Here is a 17,540-nt window from a genome sequence, read left to right on the forward strand (position 1 = left end):
TCCCGAAAAGGGACGCACGAAAGACCCCGCACGCTTCGGCGCGCGGGGTCTTTCCGTCTGCGGGAGGGGCGCGCCATGGTTCCTGTTATCCAGAATCCGAAACGCGGTGGGGTGTAATCTCCGGGCCACCTACGCACGTACTGCAGATGAGGCTGGCATGGCACCGGGAGACGCCTTCAAGGGCACGATCGAGCTCGACATCCGCGACTCCGAGCCGGACTGGGGACCATATGCCGCCCCGACGGCGGCACCGGACGCCCCCAACGTGCTCTACCTCGTCTGGGACGACACCGGCATCGCGACGTGGGACTGCTTCGGCGGTCTGGTCGAGATGCCGGCGATGTCGCGGATCGCCGAACGTGGCATCAGATTCTCGCAGTTCCACACCACCGCACTGTGTTCACCCACCAGGGCGTCACTGTTGACCGGCCGCAACCCCACCACCGTGGGCATGGCCACGATCGAGGAGTTCACCGACGGGTTCCCGAACTGCAACGGGCGCATACCGTTCGACACCGCACTGTTGTCGGAGGTCCTCGTCGAGAACGGATACAACACCTACTGCGTCGGCAAGTGGCATCTCACTCCGCTCGAAGAGTCGAATCTGGCGTCCACCAAGCGGCATTGGCCGCTCGCGCGCGGCTTCGAGCGGTTCTACGGGTTCATGGGTGGAGAGACCGACCAGTGGTATCCGGAACTGGTCTACGACAACCACCCGGTGTCGGCGCCCGCCACGCCAGAAGAGGGCTACCACCTGTCAAAAGACCTGGCGGACAAGACGATCGAATTCATCCGCGACGCCAAGGTGATCGCGCCCGACAAACCGTGGTTCACCTATCTGTGCCCGGGCGCCGGCCATGCGCCGCACCACACGTTCAAGGACTGGGCCGACCACTACGCCGGACGCTTCGACATGGGCTACGAGCGGTACCGAGACATCGTGCTGGAGAACCAGAAACGGCTGGGCATCGTCCCTCCCGACACTGAAATGTCCCCGATGAACCCTTATGTCGGTGTCACCGGACCCAACGGAGAGGCGTGGCCGGACCAGGACACGGTGCGTCCCTGGGAGGATCTGACCGACGACGAGAAGCGGTTGTTCGCGCGGATGGCCGAGGTGTTCGCCGGATTCCTGTCCTACACCGACGCCCAGATCGGCCGGATCCTCGACTATCTCGAGGAGTCGGGCCAGCTGGACAACACCATCATCGTGGTCATCTCCGACAACGGCGCCAGCGGTGAAGGCGGACCCAACGGTTCGGTCAACGAGGTGAAGTTCTTCAACGGTTACGTCGACACCGCCGAGGAGGGCCTCAAGCGCATCGACGACCTCGGCGGGCCCGACACCTATAACCACTATCCGACCGGCTGGGCCATGGCGTTCAACACGCCGTACAAACTGTTCAAGCGCTACGCCTCCCATGAGGGCGGTATCGCCGATCCGGCGATCATCTCCTGGCCCAAGGGAATTCCCGCGCACGGTGAGGTCCGCGACAACTATGTCAGCGTCAGCGACATCACGCCGACGGTGTACGACCTGCTCGACATCACCCCGCCGGCCACGGTGCGCGGCGTCGCGCAGAAGCCGCTGGACGGCGTGAGCTTCAAGGTGTCCCTCGCCGACCAGAACACGCCGACGGGCAAGGAGACGCAGTTCTACACCATGCTCGGCACCCGCGGGATCTGGCACCGCGGCTGGTTCGCGGGCGCGATCCACGCCGCGTCACCGGCGGGCTGGTCGCATTTCGACACCGACCGCTGGGAGCTCTTCCACATCGAGAGGGACCGCAGCCAGTGTCACGATCTGGCCGACCAGCATCCCGAGAAACTCGAGGAACTCAAGGCGCTGTGGTTCGCCGAGGCCGAAAAGTACAACGGGCTGCCGCTCGGCGATCTGAACATCATGGAGACACTGTCGCGGTACCGGCCGCACCTCTCGGGTGCCCGGCAGTCCTACCGGTACTACCCGGGGACCGCCGACATCGGGACAGGCGCCGCGGTGGAGCTCGGCGGCCGGTCGTTCGCGGTGCTGGCCGAAGTCGGCGTCGACGCCGAGGGTGCGCAAGGCGTGCTGTTCAAACACGGTGGGGGACATGGCGGGCATGTGCTGTTCGTCCAGGACGGTCATCTGAACTACGTCTACAACTTCCTCGGCGAGGTCGAGCAGCGGCTGACGTCGTCGGAACCCATCCCGCTCGGCAGGCACACCTTCGGTGTCGCCTACACCCGCACGGGCACCGTGGACGGCAGCCACACCCCGGTCGGTGACGCGGCGCTCTACATCGACGGCTACGAGGTGGCGTCGTATCCGGGCCTGATGGTCCATCCGGGCACATTCGGTCTGGCCGGGGCCACGCTGAGTATCGGACGCAACACCGGTTCGCCGGTGTCGCGCGCCTACCGGACGCCGTTCGCCTTCACCGGCGGCACCATCGCGCTCGTCACGTTCGATGTCTCCGGTAAGCCCTACCTCGACATCGAGCGGGATTTCGCGCGCGCCTTCGCCAAGGACTGACGACGTGGTCAGGGTGGTACTCGCCGGTGTCGCCGCGATCGCGCTGCTCGGCGCGTGCACGCAGCACACCGACGGCACGTCCACCGACGTGACCGCGTCGGCAACCGGCACCACGTCAGCGGCAGAGACCACCTCGGCGCCCGCCACCACCGGTGCGGCCCCCGCCACCTCGAGTGCGTCGCCGTCGTCCGGAATGCCGGACTTCGGTGTCGTCGAGACCACCCGCCGGCCCCTCGAACCGGCGACCTGGACGTGTCCGGAGCCGGCGCCGCCAGCCGGTGGCAGCGTGGCATTCCTCGCGCCGTCCGCCCTCGACGCCCCAGAGATCGCGATCGCACTGCCTGCCGCGTGGACGTCCGAGCCGGCCCCGGATGGCTCCGCGCTGACACTGACGGGCCCGGACGGAACGACGGGCGTCCTGACCGTCACACCCACCGACCTGGGACCGGCGGAGGCTTTCGAGACGTACTCCGACGACCGCACGGCCGGCGCACCGATATCCTCGGTGAGCGTGCTGCCCGCCGAACTGTGCGGATACAGCGGACAGAAGATGCTGGGGATGTTGTCGGGAGGGGCCGGGCCGGCGGTCGAGTACCGGGACCGGATCGCCCACGTCTGGACCGGCGGCCCGTCCTATCTGGTCGCGATCCGCGTCGAAGGTCCACAGGGCGGCGAGGCGGTGTCGGCCGCAGCGGACGTGATCCTGTCCGATTTCGGCATCCGGACACCCTGACGGGGTGCTTCGGAGTGGTCCGAGGCTGACCAGCGACGATTTGGTTTAGCCCAGGTCGTCGCCTAGAATCAAACGGTTGCCTTGGGCAGACCTCGGCCGATCCACTGCTTGACGCATCTTACGCGTAAGCGCTCAGACCGGCCCTGCGTGCTCTTCGGTGACAGCAAGGACCGCGTACGTCAGGTCGGTATCTGGCGTGCAGACATAACCCAGGTCAAGGAGATCGAGTGATTCAGCAGGAATCGCGGTTGAAGGTCGCCGACAACACGGGCGCCAAGGAGATCTTGTGCATCCGTGTGCTCGGCGGCTCAGGCCGGCGATACGCCGGTATCGGTGACGTCATCGTGGCGACCGTCAAGGACGCCATCCCCGGCGGCAACGTCAAGCGCGGCGACGTGGTGAAGGCCGTCATCGTGCGCACCGTCAAGGAACGCCGTCGCGCCGACGGCAGCTACATCCGGTTCGACGAGAACGCCGCGGTGATCATCAAGAACGACAACGACCCGCGCGGCACCCGCATCTTCGGCCCCGTCGGCCGCGAGCTGCGGGAGAAGCGCTTCATGAAGATCGTCTCGCTCGCCCCGGAGGTGTTGTAGATGAAGGTCCACAAGGGCGACACCGTGCTGGTGATCTCCGGTAAGGACAAGGGCGCCAAGGGCAAGGTCATCCAGGCTTACCCGGCCCGTAACAAGGTCCTCGTCGAGGGCGTCAACAGGATCAAGAAGCACACCGCGCAGTCGGCCAACGAGCGGGGCGCCTCCTCCGGCGGCATCGTCACGCAGGAGGCACTCATCGACGTGTCGAACGTGATGGTCGTCGACTCCGAGGGCAACCCCACCCGCGTCGGCTACCGCTTCGACGAAGAGACCGGCAAGAAGGTGCGCGTCTCCAAGCGCAACGGCAAGGACATCGGCTGACATGACCACGGTAGAAAACACAGCAAAGACGCAGCCGCGGCTCAAGCAGCGCTACCGCGAAGAGATCCGCGACACGCTCCAGCAGCAGTTCAACTTCGCCAACGTGATGCAGATCCCGGGCGTGGTGAAGGTCGTCGTCAACATGGGTGTCGGTGACGCCGCCCGCGACGCGAAGCTGATCAACGGTGCGGTCAACGACCTCGCGCTGATCACCGGCCAGAAGCCGGAGATCCGCCGGGCCCGCAAGTCCATCGCCCAGTTCAAGCTGCGTGAGGGGATGCCGATCGGCGCCCGCGTCACGCTGCGCGGCGACCGGATGTGGGAGTTCCTGGACCGCCTCGTGGCCATCGCGCTGCCGCGTATCCGCGACTTCCGCGGCCTGAACCCCAAGCAGTTCGACGGGACCGGGAACTACACCTTCGGCCTGAACGAGCAGTCGATGTTCCACGAGATCGACGTCGACAGCATCGACCGCCCGCGCGGTATGGACATCACCGTCGTCACCTCGGCGACCAACGACGACGAGGGACGAGCGCTGCTGCGGGCCCTGGGCTTCCCCTTCAAGGAGAACTGAGCATGGCGAAGAAAGCACTGGTCAACAAGGCCAACAAGAAGCCGAAGTTCGCGGTGCGGGCCTACACCCGCTGCCAGCGCTGCGGCCGTCCGCACGCCGTCTTCCGCAAGTTCGGCCTGTGCCGGATCTGCCTGCGCGAGATGGCCCACGCCGGCGAACTGCCCGGTGTGCAGAAGTCCAGCTGGTAAGCCAGCCAACCACTACGAAAACAGTTGCGGAAGGCCCTGACATGCAGGGAACCGCCGCGAGAAAGGTGAACCGGCTGTCATGACCATGACGGATCCGATCGCAGACTTCTTGACGCGTCTGCGCAACGCCAACTCGGCGTACCACGATGAGGTGGCCTTGCCGCACTCGAAGATCAAGGCCAACATCGCCGAGATCCTCAAGTCCGAGGGCTACATCTCCGACTACCGCACCGAGGACGCCCGCGTGGGCAAGTCCCTGGTCGTCCAGCTGAAGTACGGCCCCAGCCGCGAGCGCAGCATCGCCGGTCTGCGGCGCGTGTCCAAGCCCGGTCTGCGGGTCTACGCGAAGTCCACCAATCTGCCTCGGGTGCTCGGCGGCCTGGGCGTGGCGATCATCTCCACGTCCTCGGGCCTGCTCACCGACCGTCAGGCAGCACGATCCGGCGTAGGCGGCGAAGTCCTCGCCTACGTCTGGTAGCCGGAACCAGGAAAGGAGCAAGCCATGTCTCGTATTGGTAAGCAGCCGGTTCCGGTTCCCGCCGGAGTCGACGTGACGATCGAAGGCCAGAACGTGTCGGTCAAGGGTCCCAAGGGCACCCTGTCGCTGGCCGTCGCGGAGCCCATCGTGGTGGACCGTGACGACACGGGTTCGATCGTGGTGACGCGGCCGAACGACGAGCGCCGCAACCGCTCGCTGCACGGTCTGTCCCGCACGCTGGTGGCCAACCTGGTCACCGGGGTGACGCAGGGCTACACCACGAAGATGGAGATCTACGGGGTCGGTTACCGCGTGCAGCTCAAGGGTTCGAACCTGGAGTTCGCGCTGGGCTACAGCCACCCCGTGGTCATCGAGCCGCCGGAAGGCATCACGTTCGCGGTCGAGACGCCCACCAAGTTCTCGGTCACGGGCATCGACAAGCAGAAGGTCGGTCAGATCTCGGCGATCATCCGCCGCCTGCGCCGCCCCGACCCGTACAAGGGCAAGGGCGTGCGTTACGAGGGTGAGCAGATCCGCCGCAAGGTCGGAAAGACAGGTAAGTAAGCCATGGCTACAAGCAACGGACAGGCAACGGCATACAAGCCGGTCGGGACCAACATCTCCCAGACGCGCCGCCGCGACCGCATCCGTCGGCACGCCCGGCTCCGCAAGAAGGTCGCCGGCACCGCCGAGCGTCCGCGTCTGGTGGTGCACCGCTCGTCCCGTCACATCCACGTGCAGCTGGTCGACGATCTGACCGGCACCACGCTGGCGGCGGCCTCCTCGATCGAGGCCGACGTCCGGGCCGTCGAGGGCGACAAGAAGGCGCACAGCGTGCGGGTCGGTCAGTTGATCGCCGAGCGCGCGAAGTCCGCCGGCATCGACGAGGTCGTGTTCGACCGCGGTGGATACACCTACGGCGGCCGGATCGCCGCGCTGGCGGATGCCGCGCGCGAGGGCGGGCTGAAATTCTGATGATGGACGTGAACAACAGTGGAAGGACTGCATGATGGCCGAGCAGGCAACTGGTGCCGGCGGCACGCAGGACGGCCGCGGCGCACGCGGTGACCGTGACGGCCGTGGCCGTCGCGACGACCGTGGTGGCCGTGGTGGCCGCGACGGCGGCGACAAGAGCAATTACCTGGAGCGGGTCGTCTCGATCAACCGCGTCTCCAAGGTCGTCAAGGGTGGTCGCCGGTTCAGCTTCACCGCGCTGGTGATCGTCGGCGACGGCAACGGCATGGTCGGCGTCGGCTACGGCAAGGCCAAGGAAGTTCCGGCCGCCATCGCCAAGGGCGTCGAGGAAGCGCGCAAGAACTTCTTCCGCGTGCCGCTCATCGGCGGCACCATCGTCCACCCGGTGCAGGGTGAGGCGGCGGCCGGTGTCGTGATGCTGCGCCCGGCCAGCCCCGGTACCGGTGTGATCGCCGGTGGCGCGTGCCGTGCGGTGCTGGAATGCGCCGGCGTGCACGACATCCTGGCCAAGTCGCTGGGCAGCGACAACGCGATCAACGTGGTGCATGCCACCGTGGCCGCGCTCAAGCTGATCCAGCGGCCCGAAGAGGTGGCGGCCCGTCGCGGTCTGTCCGTCGAGGACGTCGCGCCGGCCCGGATGCTCAAGGCCCGGCGTGAAGCCGATGCGCTGGCCGCATCCGCTGCGCGTGAAGGGAATTCGTGACCATGGCAGAAGTGAAGATCACCCAGGTCCGCGGCACCATCGGTGCCCGCTGGAAGCAGCGGGAGAGTCTGCGCACACTCGGCTTGCGGAAGATCCGCCAGTCGGTGGTCCGTGAGGACAACGCGCAGACCCGTGGGCTGATCAAGACCGTGCATCACCTCGTAGAAGTGGAAGCGGTGGAGAAATGACCATCAAACTGCATGATCTGAAGCCGGCTCCCGGTGAGAAGAAGGCCAGGACGCGCGTCGGTCGTGGAGAGGGCTCGAAGGGTAAGACCTCGGGTCGCGGCACTAAGGGCACGAAGGCCCGCAAGAACGTCAACCCGATGTTCGAGGGCGGCCAGATGCCGATCCACATGCGGCTGCCGAAGCTCAAGGGCTTCCGTAACCGGTTCCGGACCGAGTACCAGGTCGTCAATGTCGAGGACATCAACCGGCTGTTCCCGAACGGTGGCGAGGTCGGCGTCGACGAGCTCGTCGCAGCGGGTGCCGTTCGCAAGAACACGCTCGTCAAGGTGCTCGGCGACGGCAAGCTGTCCGTGAAGGTCAACGTCACGGCGCACAAGTTCAGCGGCAGCGCCCGCGAGAAGATCTCGGCTGCAGGCGGTTCGGCCACCGAACTGTCCTGACGCCCGGTTCGTCAGAGAGACCCCGCACGCATCGGCGTGCGGGGTCTCTTCGCGTTGGTCCGTAACGACACGACCACCTAAGTGCGATTACACTTTCGAAGACCCAATCGAGGAGCAGCCGATGTCCTGGACCCGTCGTACCGTCGCAGCGCTGGCCGTCGCCGGCGTGGCCGTGTGCGGTAGCGCGGCGACCGCCGCCGCACAACCCAACGACGAGCGCTTCCAGGAGATGCTGACGTCCATGGACATCAAGGCCGGGCCCGACACGGACCTGCCCGCGATGGGACAGTCCGTCTGCAACACGCTGACCCAACAGATGGCCGTCAACCCCAACCCGGCGCCCCTGGTGCGGGGGATCATCACGTCGCTGGAGAACAGCAACCTGACGCGTCAGCAGGCGGTGGGCTTCATGAAGGCCTCGGTCGCCGTCTACTGCCCTCAGCACTACCGGCTCACCGGCCGCTAAACGGTTCGGCCCATCCCGGACGAACGCGAAAGAAGTCCGGACGCCGCGATCTTTCCCACCCTGAGGACGCGCCCTAGCGTCGACTGCATGAGAACTGTACTGATCACCGGGTGCTCGTCAGGCTATGGGTTGGCGACCGCACGCCGATTCCACGACGCGGGGTGGAACGTCGTCGCGACCATGCGGCGGCCCCGCGCCGAAGTGCTCGCCGCGCAGGAGCGGCTGACCGTCCTGCCACTCGACGTCACCGATCCGGCGAGCATCGCCGCCGCGGTCGAGGCCGCCGGGACGATCGACGTGCTGGTCAACAACGCGGGCATCGGCGGCGTCGGGGCGTTCGAGGCCACGCCGATGGCGTTGGTGCGAGAACTGTTCGAGACCAACACCTTCGGGGTGATGGCGATGACCCAGGCCGTCATCCCGCAGATGCGCCAACGTCGCTCGGGGGTGGTGGTGAACGTGACGTCGAGTGTGACGCTGGCTCCGATGCCCCTCACGGCGGCGTACACGGCGAGCAAGATGGCGATCGAGGGTTTCACGACCGCGCTCGCGCTGGAGCTCGAGTTCTTCGGTGCGCGCGCCAAACTCGTCGAGCCCGGGTATGGGCCGTCGACGAACTTCACGAGCAACGGCAGCGCCCGGATGGAAGGTGTGATCCCGGAGGCGTATGCGGCATTCGCGGAGCCGGTCTTCGCGGGCTTCGGTGAGCCGGGACTGGTGACGACCGCCGATGACGTGGCCGACGTGGTGCTGCGGGCGGCGACCGACACGTCGGCGCGGATGAGGTTTCCGGCCGGTGAAGACGCAGTGGCCTTGGCGGCGTCCGCGTAGTTTGGCCGGTGTGGCCGCCGTCGCCGAGAGAGTCGATCCCGTGGGGATGCTGGTCTCCCTGCTGCGCCCGGCGACGGTCGGGGCCAAGGTCATCAGCGGCTCGGGGGAGTGGGCCGTACGGGTACCACGATATGCCGACCCTGCGTTCTGCGTGATGCTCGAGGGGTCCTGCGTACTGCGGTTGGACGACCACGATCAGATCGAGCTGTGCCGCGGCGACTTCCTGTTCGTCGCCGACATGCCCGGCTTCGTCATGGAGAGCGGACACGACGGTGTGGTGCCGGCGCTCACTGTGGAGCCGGCGTCGCAACCGGTCCGGCACGGCAGCCCGGACGGCCCGGAGACGATGCGCATGCTCGGCGGATACTTCCGGTTCGACGCGACGAATGCGGCGTTGTTGACGCCGATGCTGCCGCGTGTGCTGGTGGTGCACCAGGACGAGCAGGCGGCGGTGCGGTTGCACCGGATCGTCGAGCTCATCGCCGACGAGACGGCGTCGGCGGCACCGAGCGAGCTGATCCTCGACCGCCTCGTCGAAGTGCTGCTGATCGAGGCGATGCGCCTGCGCGTGACGACCGGTGGTGCGCAGCGGGGTCTGATCGCGGGGCTGTCCGACTCCGTGCTGGCGCCCGCGCTGCGGCAGCTGCACGCGGATGTGGCTCGTGGGTGGACGGTGGCGCAACTCGCCCGCGAGGCCAGCGTGTCACGGACCGTTTTCGCCGAAAGGTTCAGCCGCACAACAGGAATGTCACCGATGCAGTATCTGCTGCAATTGCGGATGGCGCTGGCTCAGGAGATTCTGCGCACCGAGCAACCGTCGATGGCCGAGCTCGCCCGGCGGGTGGGATATCAGTCGGCGGGCGCGTTCACGACCGCGTTCAGCAAGCTCACCGGTCGCTCGCCGAGTGAGTTTCGCCGGAACTCCTGAAGGGAGCCGGCGTCATGCGTCAGAAGGGTGGCGGATCGTCACCCGGCGCCGGTGGTGGCGCGGGTTGGAAGTACGGATGGGTGGCGCGTAGTCGGGCCCGCCGGCGTTCCCGGTTGGCCGCGCGTTCCGCGGCGAACCGGGCAGACCTGTTCTGCGCGCGGGTGCGTCGGCGGCGGGGCATCATCGCTGCGCGATCGCCGGGCTGGTCATCGACGACTGGGCGGGTGCGGACCGGAGCGGTGGGGACGCAGAGCGAGGGAAACAGCGCGGCGCTGCCCGGGGTGGTGACGTAGGTTTCGCCGGCCGGACTGGTCCAGACAACGGTGCCGTCGCGGCGCTGGTGGTCGGTCCAACCCCAGAATGTTTTGAGCAAATGGTGAAGGCGGCAAAGGCATTTGAGATTGGACGCCTGCGTGGGACCGCCCTGTCCGTATGGAATGGTGTGGTCGATGTCGGTGTTCCAGGCCGGTACGTCGCAGCCGGGGAAGCGGCAGGACATGTCGCGGCAGCGTACGAAGTCGGCCAGCGCGCGCGACGGCGTGTAGCGGGGTTCGGGCGCAGCGTCACCTGGATGGACGAGGGGGCGGGTGGTGGCTGTCTGCTCCAACCGTGACACCTGCTCGGCAGGAAGGGCGCCGTCGTTGCGCACCAACGATGCCGCCGGCTCTGTCGGTGCGGGGCCGGTGATCACATGGATCACGGCGGGGACGGCCGTCGCGTCGCGTTGGGCGCAGTCGGATCGACCACAGCGGCACTGCATGCGGACGTCGCCGTTGGACATCGCCATCATGGCGTCGATACGGCGTTGTTTCTTCGTGCGCGGATCGTCTTTGCACACGGTATCGGCCATCGCATTGAGGTTCCCCTCGACGATCGCGGCCTCGGCGGCGGGCATCGTGCCGCCGAAATCGCTCATACCGTCGAGCCCGTAACTGAACCAGATCTCGCGTCGGTCAGCGGCTTTCTTCCGCCGTCGCACCGCGTCCTGATCCTGCCGGGCGATGATCCGGTCGACATGGCTGCCCACCTGGCCGAGGCTCAAGCCCATCAGCCGCGCCGCTGCGGCGGCCAATTTCGCATCGACGCACGCCAAGACGTCAGGGTCGGTGATGAGTTCGGTGCGGTGCAGCAGCGTGTCGACGGTCGCCGCGTTCAGGTCGCCCGCGCGGAACACCGCGGCCACCGCGGGAAGTCTCTCGCGTAAGCCTCGCGCGATGCTGACCTGCGTGGAGGCGGACCCGTAACCGATGGACAAGGCGGCGGCGACCTCGGCGGTCACGGCACATTGGGTGTCGACCGCCCACTGATCGCTGATCTCGTCGCGCTGGGCGATGCGCAGCGCGTAGAGATCGCCGATGGCGGTCAATCGTGCAGCAGCGTCCTGGTTTTCGCGACGGGCAGCAGCCGTGATGGCGGCGATCAATTCGCCGGCCTGCGCGGGTTCGGGACGCGTCGGGGCAAGCAGTTGGTCGAAACTCGCCTGCGCCGGATCGAACATGCTTCGATTCTAGGTGGGGGGACCGACAGTTCTGGCGTCACCGCAACTGCGGAATCACCTCAGCGGCAATGATTTCCATCTGCTCGCGATCTTCGGCGACGGTGTCGCCGACGGGGTTGCACAGCACCATCTCCGCCCCGGCGTCGATGACGGCGCGGAGGCCGTCGGCGACCTGGGCGGGTGTGCCGAACACCGGAACCGCCTCGATTCCTGCCATGTCGCCGTAGATGCGGTGCAGACCGGCCAGCACCCGCCGTTCGGCGCGTGCGGCATCGTCGTCGACCGTCAGGTAGACCCGTTTACCGATCCTGAATTCCGCTCTGTCCGTTCCGGTCTGCTCCAATTCGCGGCGCAGCAGATCGACCGCTCCGGCGAATCGTTCCGTCGTCGACGATCCCGCGCCGAGAAACGCGTCACCGTAGCGGACCGCACGCTTCAACGCGGCAGGAGCGTTGGCGCCGAACCAGATCGGCGGGTGCGGCCGCTGAACGGGTTTGGGCTGGATCGGCAGATCGTGCATCTGCCGGAAGCGCCCCCGGTACGTCACGCGGGGCTCGTCCGACCACGCCGCCTTCATCAACTCCAGGCCCTCGACGAAATAACTGACGAACGTCTCCTGTGCCACCCCGTAGGCCGCGAACTTGCGGGTGCCGCCGCCTGAGGCCACCCCGAGATCCAGCCGGCCGTGGCTGAGACGGTCCACCGCGGTGGCGGCCGCAGCGAGTTGCAGCGGATCGTGCAGAGACGACACCATCACACCGACGCCCAGTCGCAAGGTCGTCGTGCATGCGGCCGAGTACGCCAGCAGCTCGAGCGGCGCGATCAGCGGCGTCGGCCCGATCGGCTGCTCCACCACCCAGCCGCCCTCGAACCCGAGCACCTCGGCCCGACGCAGATAGCTGCGCACGCCATCGCCGTCGAAACCGTCCACGTCCAGTTGCGGGATGGAGATGGAGAACCTCACCCGACCACCGTACGACGGCACCCGTTGCCCACGCCGAGCGTCGGTAGGCTCGAAAGATGTTCGCACTCCTGCCCGACGTCCCCGGCGCCGACGACCTGCGTGCCCTGGTCCGGCGTGTCGACACCGCCCGCCACAAGGGGGTGCCGGACGGATGTGTGCTCGAACTCGATCTGATGAGCGCCCCACCCGAGACCACCGGCTTCGATCCGCTCGCGATGATCTCCAGCGGCGGGCGGCCGCTGACGCTGCGCCAGGCCGTGGCCGCGATCCACCGCGCCGCCGAGGACGACCGCGTCGCGGGTCTCATCTCGCGCGTGCAGATCACCGCCGCTCCTCCCGGTCCGGTGCAGGAGCTCCGCGAGGCGGTCGCCGCGTTCAGCGCAGTGAAACCCTCCCTGGCCTGGGCGGAGACCTATCCGGGCACGCTGTCCTACTACCTGGCCTCCGCGTTCCGCGAGGTGTGGATGCAGCCGTCGGGCACGGTCGGGCTGATCGGCTTCGCCACCAGCGCGATGTTCCTGCGCGACGCCCTGGACAAAGCCGGTATCGAGGCCCAGTTCGTCGCCCGCGGTGAATACAAGTCGGCGGCGAACCTGTTCACGCAGGACCGCTACACCGAACCGCACCGCGAAGCCGACAGCCGGCTGATCGAGAGCCTCCACCAGCAGGTGCTCGCCGCGGTCGCCGAATCCCGCAAACTGGACTCCGCCGCGATCGACGCGCTCGCGGACAAGGCGCCGCTGCTGCGCGACGCCGCGATCGACGGCGGTCTGCTGGACCGGGTCGGGTTCCGCGACGAGGCCTACACGCGGATCGCCGAACTCGTTGGGGCGAAGGTTATCTCGCCGGAACGCGGGGGCGCCGACAGCCCCGATGCGCCGCCCCGGCTGTTCCTGTCCCGCTATGCCCGCGGAACCGGTGCGCGCCCGTCGGGGCCGAATCCGCTGCGCAAGACCAAACCGACCATCGCGGTGGTCACCCTGCACGGGTCGATCGTCAGCGGCCGCGGGGGCCCCGGCTTCCCTCCGCTGGGCAATTCGAGCGCGGGCGGCGACACCATCGCCGCGGCCCTGCGTGAGGCGGCCGCCGACGGCGCGGTCTCGGCGATCGTGCTGCGGGTGGACAGTCCGGGTGGATCGGTCACCGGATCCGAGACCATCTGGCGGGAGGTCGTGCGAACCCGCGAGGGTGGCACCCCGGTGATCGCGTCGATGGGTGCGGTGGCGGCCTCCGGCGGCTACTACGTGTCGATGGGCGCCGATGCGATCGTCGCCAATCCCGGGACGATCACCGGTTCCATCGGTGTGGTGACGGGCAAGCTGGTGGCGCGCGAACTCAAGGATCGGCTCGGAGTGGGCTCGGATTCGGTGCGCACCAACGCCAATGCCGATGCCTGGTCACCCAATGCGCCCTTCACCGATGAGCAGCGGGCGCACGTCGAGGCCGAGGCCGATCTGTTCTACGCCGACTTCGTCGAACGGGTCGCGGCCGGCCGCGGACTGACGGTCGAGGAGGTCGAGGCGGTGGCCCGCGGACGGGTGTGGACCGGAGCCGACGCCAAGGAGCGGGGCCTGGTCGACGAACTCGGTGGGCTGCGTACCGCCATCACCCGGGCGAAAGTCGCCGCGGGACTCGATGCCGACGCCGAGGTGCGTATCGTCGGATATCCGGGCTCATCGCTGCTGGACGCGTTGCGTCCGAAGGCATCCTCGCAACCGGTCGCGGCCTCGCTGCCCGATGCGGTGGGTGCGCTGGTCGGCCGGTCCGTGGTCGGTCTGCTCGACCAGGCCGGCCGCTCGGTGGAGGGTACGACCGCGCTGTGGCTGGGGGAGTACCGCTTCTAGCCGCCCAAAGTGGCGCTGACGTACACGATCTCGCCGAGCGGGTCCTCCTCGTCGGGTACCACGGGCAGCTCAACCCCGTGCCGGGCGAACAGCTCTGGACGGGGCAGACCGCGCACCGACCAACCCAGCGACGTCAGATACTCCATCACGTTGTTGCGCTCACCGCGGTAGACCAGCGACGGCATGTCCAGATCCAGGCCCAGCTCCTGCATCTGCGCCGTGGATGCGCGCGCCTTCTCCGGATCGAAATCCTTCAGCCCGGGAACGTATTCGGTGGCCACGGTGCTTCCCGGCGCACTCAACGCGGTGATGTTGTCGAACAACAGATCCTGGGCTTCGGGCGGCAGATAGATCAGCAGACCCTCGGCGCACCAGGCGGTCGGGGCGGAGTTGTCGAATCCGGCGGCCCGCAGCGCGGCGGGCCAATCTTCCCGCAGATCGATCGACACCGTGCGCCGTTCGGCCGTCGGCTGCGCGCCGATACCGGCGAGCGTGCTGGTCTTGAACTCGATCACCGCCGGCTGGTCGATCTCGTATACGACGGTGTTCGCCGGCCACGGCAGCCGGTAGGCGCGAGCATCGAGCCCGGAGGCGAGGATCACCGCCTGCCGGATCCCGCTGTCGGTCGAGTCGATGAAGTACTCATCGAAAAAACGTGTGCGCAGCGCCATCTCGTCGATGCGTGCCTGAATGCCGGCACTCGACGCCGCGGGCAGCGCCGACATGTCGAACTCGTCGTCGACCAGCTTGGTGAAGAATTCGATGCCGACCGCCCGCACCAGCGGTGCGGCGAACGGATCGTCGATCAAACCTCGCGGATCGCGGCTCGCGGCCGCGCGGCCCGCCGCCACCAGCGTGGCGGTGGCGCCGACGCTCGATGCCAGATCCCAGCTGTCGCCCTCGGTGCGTGCCATGGCTACCTCCTCGAGAAGTGTGACCCCGACCGTGACGCTACCCAACCCGCAGATGGTGACGAAGAAGGCAATGATCCGCGCCCACGCGTCTTCGGCGTCGGCGGAGAAGTCACGGCAAGGTGAGACCGCACGGGGTCAGCCGTCGAACCGGTACTCCGCCAGAGGCTCGGCCTCACCGCCGCCGGAGGGGAGGTGGCGTCCGATCGCCCGGGCCGGCGCCGAGCCCGCAACGCGGATGACATTGCGCAACAGGGCCACTCCGAGGCGGGAGCGGGGATGCGCGAGCCGTGGTGTCCCCGGTGGCAGCCGCTGGGCGCGCTCGACCATGGGCCGCATCACCGCCTCGTATCCGGCGAGCGCCTGGTCGACAGTCGGCCGGGTGGCCACTTCGCCCGCGAGGACGTACGCACCCGTGAGCGCGAGTGAGGTGCCCATCCCGCTGATCGGGGTTGCGCACCAAGCGGCATCGCCGAGCGCCACGACCCGTCCCGACGACCACCGCGGCATGCGCACCTGACCGAGGTAGTCCACGTAGAGCTCCTCGGTCACGTCCAGTTCGTCGAGGATGCGTGGGGCGATCCACCCGGCGTCGCGGTAGCGGGTCCGCAGCGCCGCGCGCAACGAACCGCCGTCCATATTCTCGTAGCCGCGGCCCTCGGACAGGAAGGACAGCGCCACGCGGGTTGTCCCGACGTTGTCCGGCCGTACCGTGATCGACCGGCCGCCGGGCGCGTTGTACCAGCTCCACCAGAGGTCATCGGTCGCGGACCGCGTGATCGTCCCGTAGGCCGTATAGAGACCCAAGGCACGCACATCCACGTCGCCGAACACCAGTCGACGGGTCGCCGACCGCACCCCGTCGGCGATCACGAGGATGTCGAAGCGCCTCCGCGTCCCATCGGAGAAGTCGACGTCCACACCCGAATCATCCTGCGACACAACGGTGATCTGCACGCCGAAGCGGTAGTCGATCCCGGGACCGCCCGCGTCGACCAACAGACCGGACAGCGCGCCGCGCAGCACCTCGAGCTCGGCCGTCGGGCCGTCGCTGTCGCCGGTACCGGCGGGGAATTCGGCGATGGCCGCGCCGGCGTGGTCGACGAAGCGCAACCCGGTCTCGCCCGTGCGCGCGGCCAGCGCGGCGTCCTCAAGGCCCATGCGACGCAGTACGTCGCGGGCGCCGCCGCGGACATCGACGTTCTGTCCGCCGGTGCGCAGTTCGGCCGCGCGCTCGACCACCGTGACCCGGTGGCCGGCCCGTTGCAGCCAGTAGGCCGTGGCGGGCCCGGCGATCCCTGCGCCGCTGACCAGGATGTCCATCGACGCCCTGATGTCGCAGACATCACCGGAGGTGCTCGAGGAGTTCGAGACCTTCCTGACCCGTTTGCACGAGATCATGACGTTCGTCAGCGCCAACATCGACGAACTCGTCGAACCGCGCGCATCGCACCCCTAGGGCAGGGTCGCGGTCAGATAGCCCGACGTGCTGACCAAGGCCCGCAGTTCGTCATCCGGAACCGAGAACCCGTGCGCGGCGAATGCGTCGTCGGTGGAGGTGATCGTGGTCTGCCAGCCCCGCTCGCTCAGATAATCACCCGCCGCACGCCGATCCTCGAGATAGAAGAGCTCCGCGAGATCGATGTCCGAGCCGAACCGCTTGGACCGCTCGGACAGCCGCTGCGCCCAATCCGCCGGGAGCGAGCCGGCGTCCATGTGCTCGGTCGCCAATCGGCTCCCGGGCGCCGAAAGCTCAGTGATGTTGTCGAGCAGGGCGTCCTGCGCCTCGGGCGGCAGATAGATGAGAAGGCCCTCCGCGATCCAGGCCGTCGGAGCGGAAGGGTCGAAACCGCTCGCCCGCAGCGCGGCCGGCCAGTCGTCGCGCAGATCGATGCGGACCGTTCGGAGGTCGGCCGCGGGCGCAGCGCCCAACTCGTCGAGCACCCTGGTCTTGAATTCGATCACCTGCGGCTGGTCGATCTCGTAGACGACCGTGCCCGCCGGCCACCGCAGCCGGTAGGCGCGCGTGTCGAGACCCGAGGCGAGGATCACGGCCTGCCGGACACCCGCCGCCGAAGCGGCGAGGAAGAAGTCGTCGAAGTAGCGGGTGCGCACGGTGATCGCTTCGCGCATCGTCTGCCGGTTCATGGCTGGATCTGCTGCCGGAGCGGCCGCGCGGTCGTCCGCTGCAGGCAGCTCACCGTCGATGAGTTTGATGAAGGTGTCGACGCCGACGGCGCGGACCAGCGGATCGGCGAGCCGGTCGTCGAGCAGGGCGTCGTCACCCTGCGAGGCCAGGGCGCGGGATGCGGCTACGGCCGTGGCGGTCGCGCCGACGCTGGACGCCAGGTCCCAGGTGTCTCCATCGGTGCGGGACATGCGGGCTC

At 67.9% G+C, this 17,540-nt stretch carries 22 protein-coding genes; 17 read left to right on the forward strand and 5 right to left on the reverse strand.

Going from position 1 to position 17,540, the window contains the following annotated elements; all coding sequences use genetic code 11:
* Nucleotides 1–157 precede the first annotated feature (157 nt).
* The 15 genes from A5757_RS18455 (at nt 158) to A5757_RS18525 (ending at nt 9,936) form a co-directional block, all read left to right on the forward strand.
* Nucleotides 158–2,515 carry an arylsulfatase gene (locus A5757_RS18455; protein ID WP_066836720.1) on the forward strand — a complete coding sequence of 786 codons (2,358 nt, stop codon included), beginning with the start codon at nt 158–160 and terminating at the stop codon, nt 2,513–2,515.
* Nucleotides 2,516–2,519: 4 nt separating this feature from the next.
* On the forward strand, nt 2,520–3,248 hold the full coding sequence (locus A5757_RS22965) for a hypothetical protein (protein WP_082929553.1): 729 nt from the start codon (nt 2,520–2,522) through the stop codon (nt 3,246–3,248).
* Between the two features lie 227 nt (nt 3,249–3,475).
* Nucleotides 3,476–3,844 carry a 50S ribosomal protein L14 gene (gene rplN, locus A5757_RS18465; protein ID WP_066836726.1) on the forward strand — a complete coding sequence of 123 codons (369 nt, stop codon included), beginning with the start codon at nt 3,476–3,478 and terminating at the stop codon, nt 3,842–3,844.
* Complete coding sequence (rplX, locus tag A5757_RS18470; protein WP_066836729.1) at nt 3,845–4,165, forward strand: 50S ribosomal protein L24; 321 nt, start codon at nt 3,845–3,847, stop codon at nt 4,163–4,165. It abuts the gene before it with no gap.
* 1 nt (nt 4,166) lies between these two features.
* Nucleotides 4,167–4,739, forward strand: a complete 573-nt coding sequence (gene rplE, locus A5757_RS18475) for a 50S ribosomal protein L5 (protein ID WP_066836732.1) — start codon at nt 4,167–4,169, stop codon at nt 4,737–4,739.
* Between the two features lie 2 nt (nt 4,740–4,741).
* Entirely contained in the window at nt 4,742–4,927 is a 186-nt protein-coding gene (locus tag A5757_RS18480; protein ID WP_066836739.1) for a type Z 30S ribosomal protein S14, read from the forward strand.
* Between the two features lie 79 nt (nt 4,928–5,006).
* A complete protein-coding gene (gene rpsH / locus A5757_RS18485; protein ID WP_066836742.1) occupies nt 5,007–5,405 on the forward strand; it encodes a 30S ribosomal protein S8 in 399 nt (132 codons plus the stop codon).
* Between the two features lie 24 nt (nt 5,406–5,429).
* Nucleotides 5,430–5,969 carry a 50S ribosomal protein L6 gene (rplF, locus tag A5757_RS18490; protein ID WP_066836745.1) on the forward strand — a complete coding sequence of 180 codons (540 nt, stop codon included), beginning with the start codon at nt 5,430–5,432 and terminating at the stop codon, nt 5,967–5,969.
* Between the two features lie 3 nt (nt 5,970–5,972).
* Nucleotides 5,973–6,380 (forward strand): 50S ribosomal protein L18, encoded by a 408-nt coding sequence (gene rplR / locus A5757_RS18495; protein ID WP_066836751.1) that lies wholly within the window; start codon nt 5,973–5,975, stop codon nt 6,378–6,380.
* 34 nt (nt 6,381–6,414) lie between these two features.
* Nucleotides 6,415–7,083, forward strand: a complete 669-nt coding sequence (rpsE, locus tag A5757_RS18500; protein ID WP_066836987.1) for a 30S ribosomal protein S5 — start codon at nt 6,415–6,417, stop codon at nt 7,081–7,083.
* Between the two features lie 2 nt (nt 7,084–7,085).
* On the forward strand, nt 7,086–7,271 hold the full coding sequence (gene rpmD / locus A5757_RS18505; protein WP_066836753.1) for a 50S ribosomal protein L30: 186 nt from the start codon (nt 7,086–7,088) through the stop codon (nt 7,269–7,271).
* Nucleotides 7,268–7,711, forward strand: coding sequence for a 50S ribosomal protein L15 (gene rplO / locus A5757_RS18510; protein ID WP_066836756.1), 444 nt, complete (start codon nt 7,268–7,270; stop codon nt 7,709–7,711). The genes rpmD and rplO overlap by 4 nt, the downstream gene beginning before the upstream one ends.
* 121 nt (nt 7,712–7,832) lie before the next feature.
* On the forward strand, nt 7,833–8,177 hold the full coding sequence (locus A5757_RS18515) for a DUF732 domain-containing protein (RefSeq protein ID WP_066836759.1): 345 nt from the start codon (nt 7,833–7,835) through the stop codon (nt 8,175–8,177).
* 87 nt (nt 8,178–8,264) lie between these two features.
* On the forward strand, nt 8,265–9,008 hold the full coding sequence (locus A5757_RS18520; protein ID WP_066836761.1) for an SDR family oxidoreductase: 744 nt from the start codon (nt 8,265–8,267) through the stop codon (nt 9,006–9,008).
* A gap of 10 nt (nt 9,009–9,018) precedes the next feature.
* Nucleotides 9,019–9,936: an AraC family transcriptional regulator gene (locus A5757_RS18525; protein ID WP_231984046.1), complete on the forward strand. Its 918-nt coding sequence runs from the start codon at nt 9,019–9,021 to the stop codon at nt 9,934–9,936.
* Between the two features lie 19 nt (nt 9,937–9,955).
* On the opposite strand, the gene A5757_RS18530 is transcribed toward A5757_RS18525, so the two are convergent.
* Nucleotides 9,956–11,434: an HNH endonuclease signature motif containing protein gene (locus A5757_RS18530; protein ID WP_082929555.1), complete on the reverse strand. Its 1,479-nt coding sequence runs from the start codon at nt 11,432–11,434 to the stop codon at nt 9,956–9,958.
* Between the two features lie 37 nt (nt 11,435–11,471).
* Nucleotides 11,472–12,398 (reverse strand): LLM class flavin-dependent oxidoreductase, encoded by a 927-nt coding sequence (locus A5757_RS18535; RefSeq protein WP_066836993.1) that lies wholly within the window; start codon nt 12,396–12,398, stop codon nt 11,472–11,474.
* Between the two features lie 56 nt (nt 12,399–12,454).
* On the opposite strand from A5757_RS18535, the gene sppA reads away from it, so the two are divergent.
* Complete coding sequence (gene sppA, locus A5757_RS18540; RefSeq protein WP_066836764.1) at nt 12,455–14,242, forward strand: signal peptide peptidase SppA; 1,788 nt, start codon at nt 12,455–12,457, stop codon at nt 14,240–14,242.
* Here sppA and A5757_RS18545 read toward each other — a convergent pair.
* Together A5757_RS18545 and A5757_RS18550 are read right to left on the reverse strand one after the other, a co-directional pair.
* On the reverse strand, nt 14,239–15,156 hold the full coding sequence (locus tag A5757_RS18545) for a class I SAM-dependent methyltransferase (RefSeq protein ID WP_066836767.1): 918 nt from the start codon (nt 15,154–15,156) through the stop codon (nt 14,239–14,241). The genes sppA and A5757_RS18545 overlap by 4 nt on opposite strands.
* A gap of 135 nt (nt 15,157–15,291) precedes the next feature.
* Entirely contained in the window at nt 15,292–16,476 is a 1,185-nt protein-coding gene (locus A5757_RS18550; protein WP_066836771.1) for an FAD-dependent oxidoreductase, read from the reverse strand.
* Between A5757_RS18550 and A5757_RS23485 the strand changes: the two genes are divergently transcribed.
* Nucleotides 16,469–16,612 (forward strand): hypothetical protein, encoded by a 144-nt coding sequence (locus A5757_RS23485; protein ID WP_197497380.1) that lies wholly within the window; start codon nt 16,469–16,471, stop codon nt 16,610–16,612. The two genes, A5757_RS18550 and A5757_RS23485, sit on opposite strands and share 8 nt — an antisense overlap.
* Here A5757_RS23485 and A5757_RS18555 read toward each other — a convergent pair.
* Nucleotides 16,609–17,532, reverse strand: a complete 924-nt coding sequence (locus A5757_RS18555) for an SAM-dependent methyltransferase (RefSeq protein WP_066836773.1) — start codon at nt 17,530–17,532, stop codon at nt 16,609–16,611. The two genes, A5757_RS23485 and A5757_RS18555, sit on opposite strands and share 4 nt — an antisense overlap.
* Between the last annotated feature and the right edge of the window lie 8 nt (nt 17,533–17,540).

It is taken from the genome of Mycobacterium sp. 852013-51886_SCH5428379, assembly GCF_001665575.1.
Taxonomy (GTDB): Bacteria; Actinomycetota; Actinomycetes; order Mycobacteriales; family Mycobacteriaceae; genus Mycobacterium.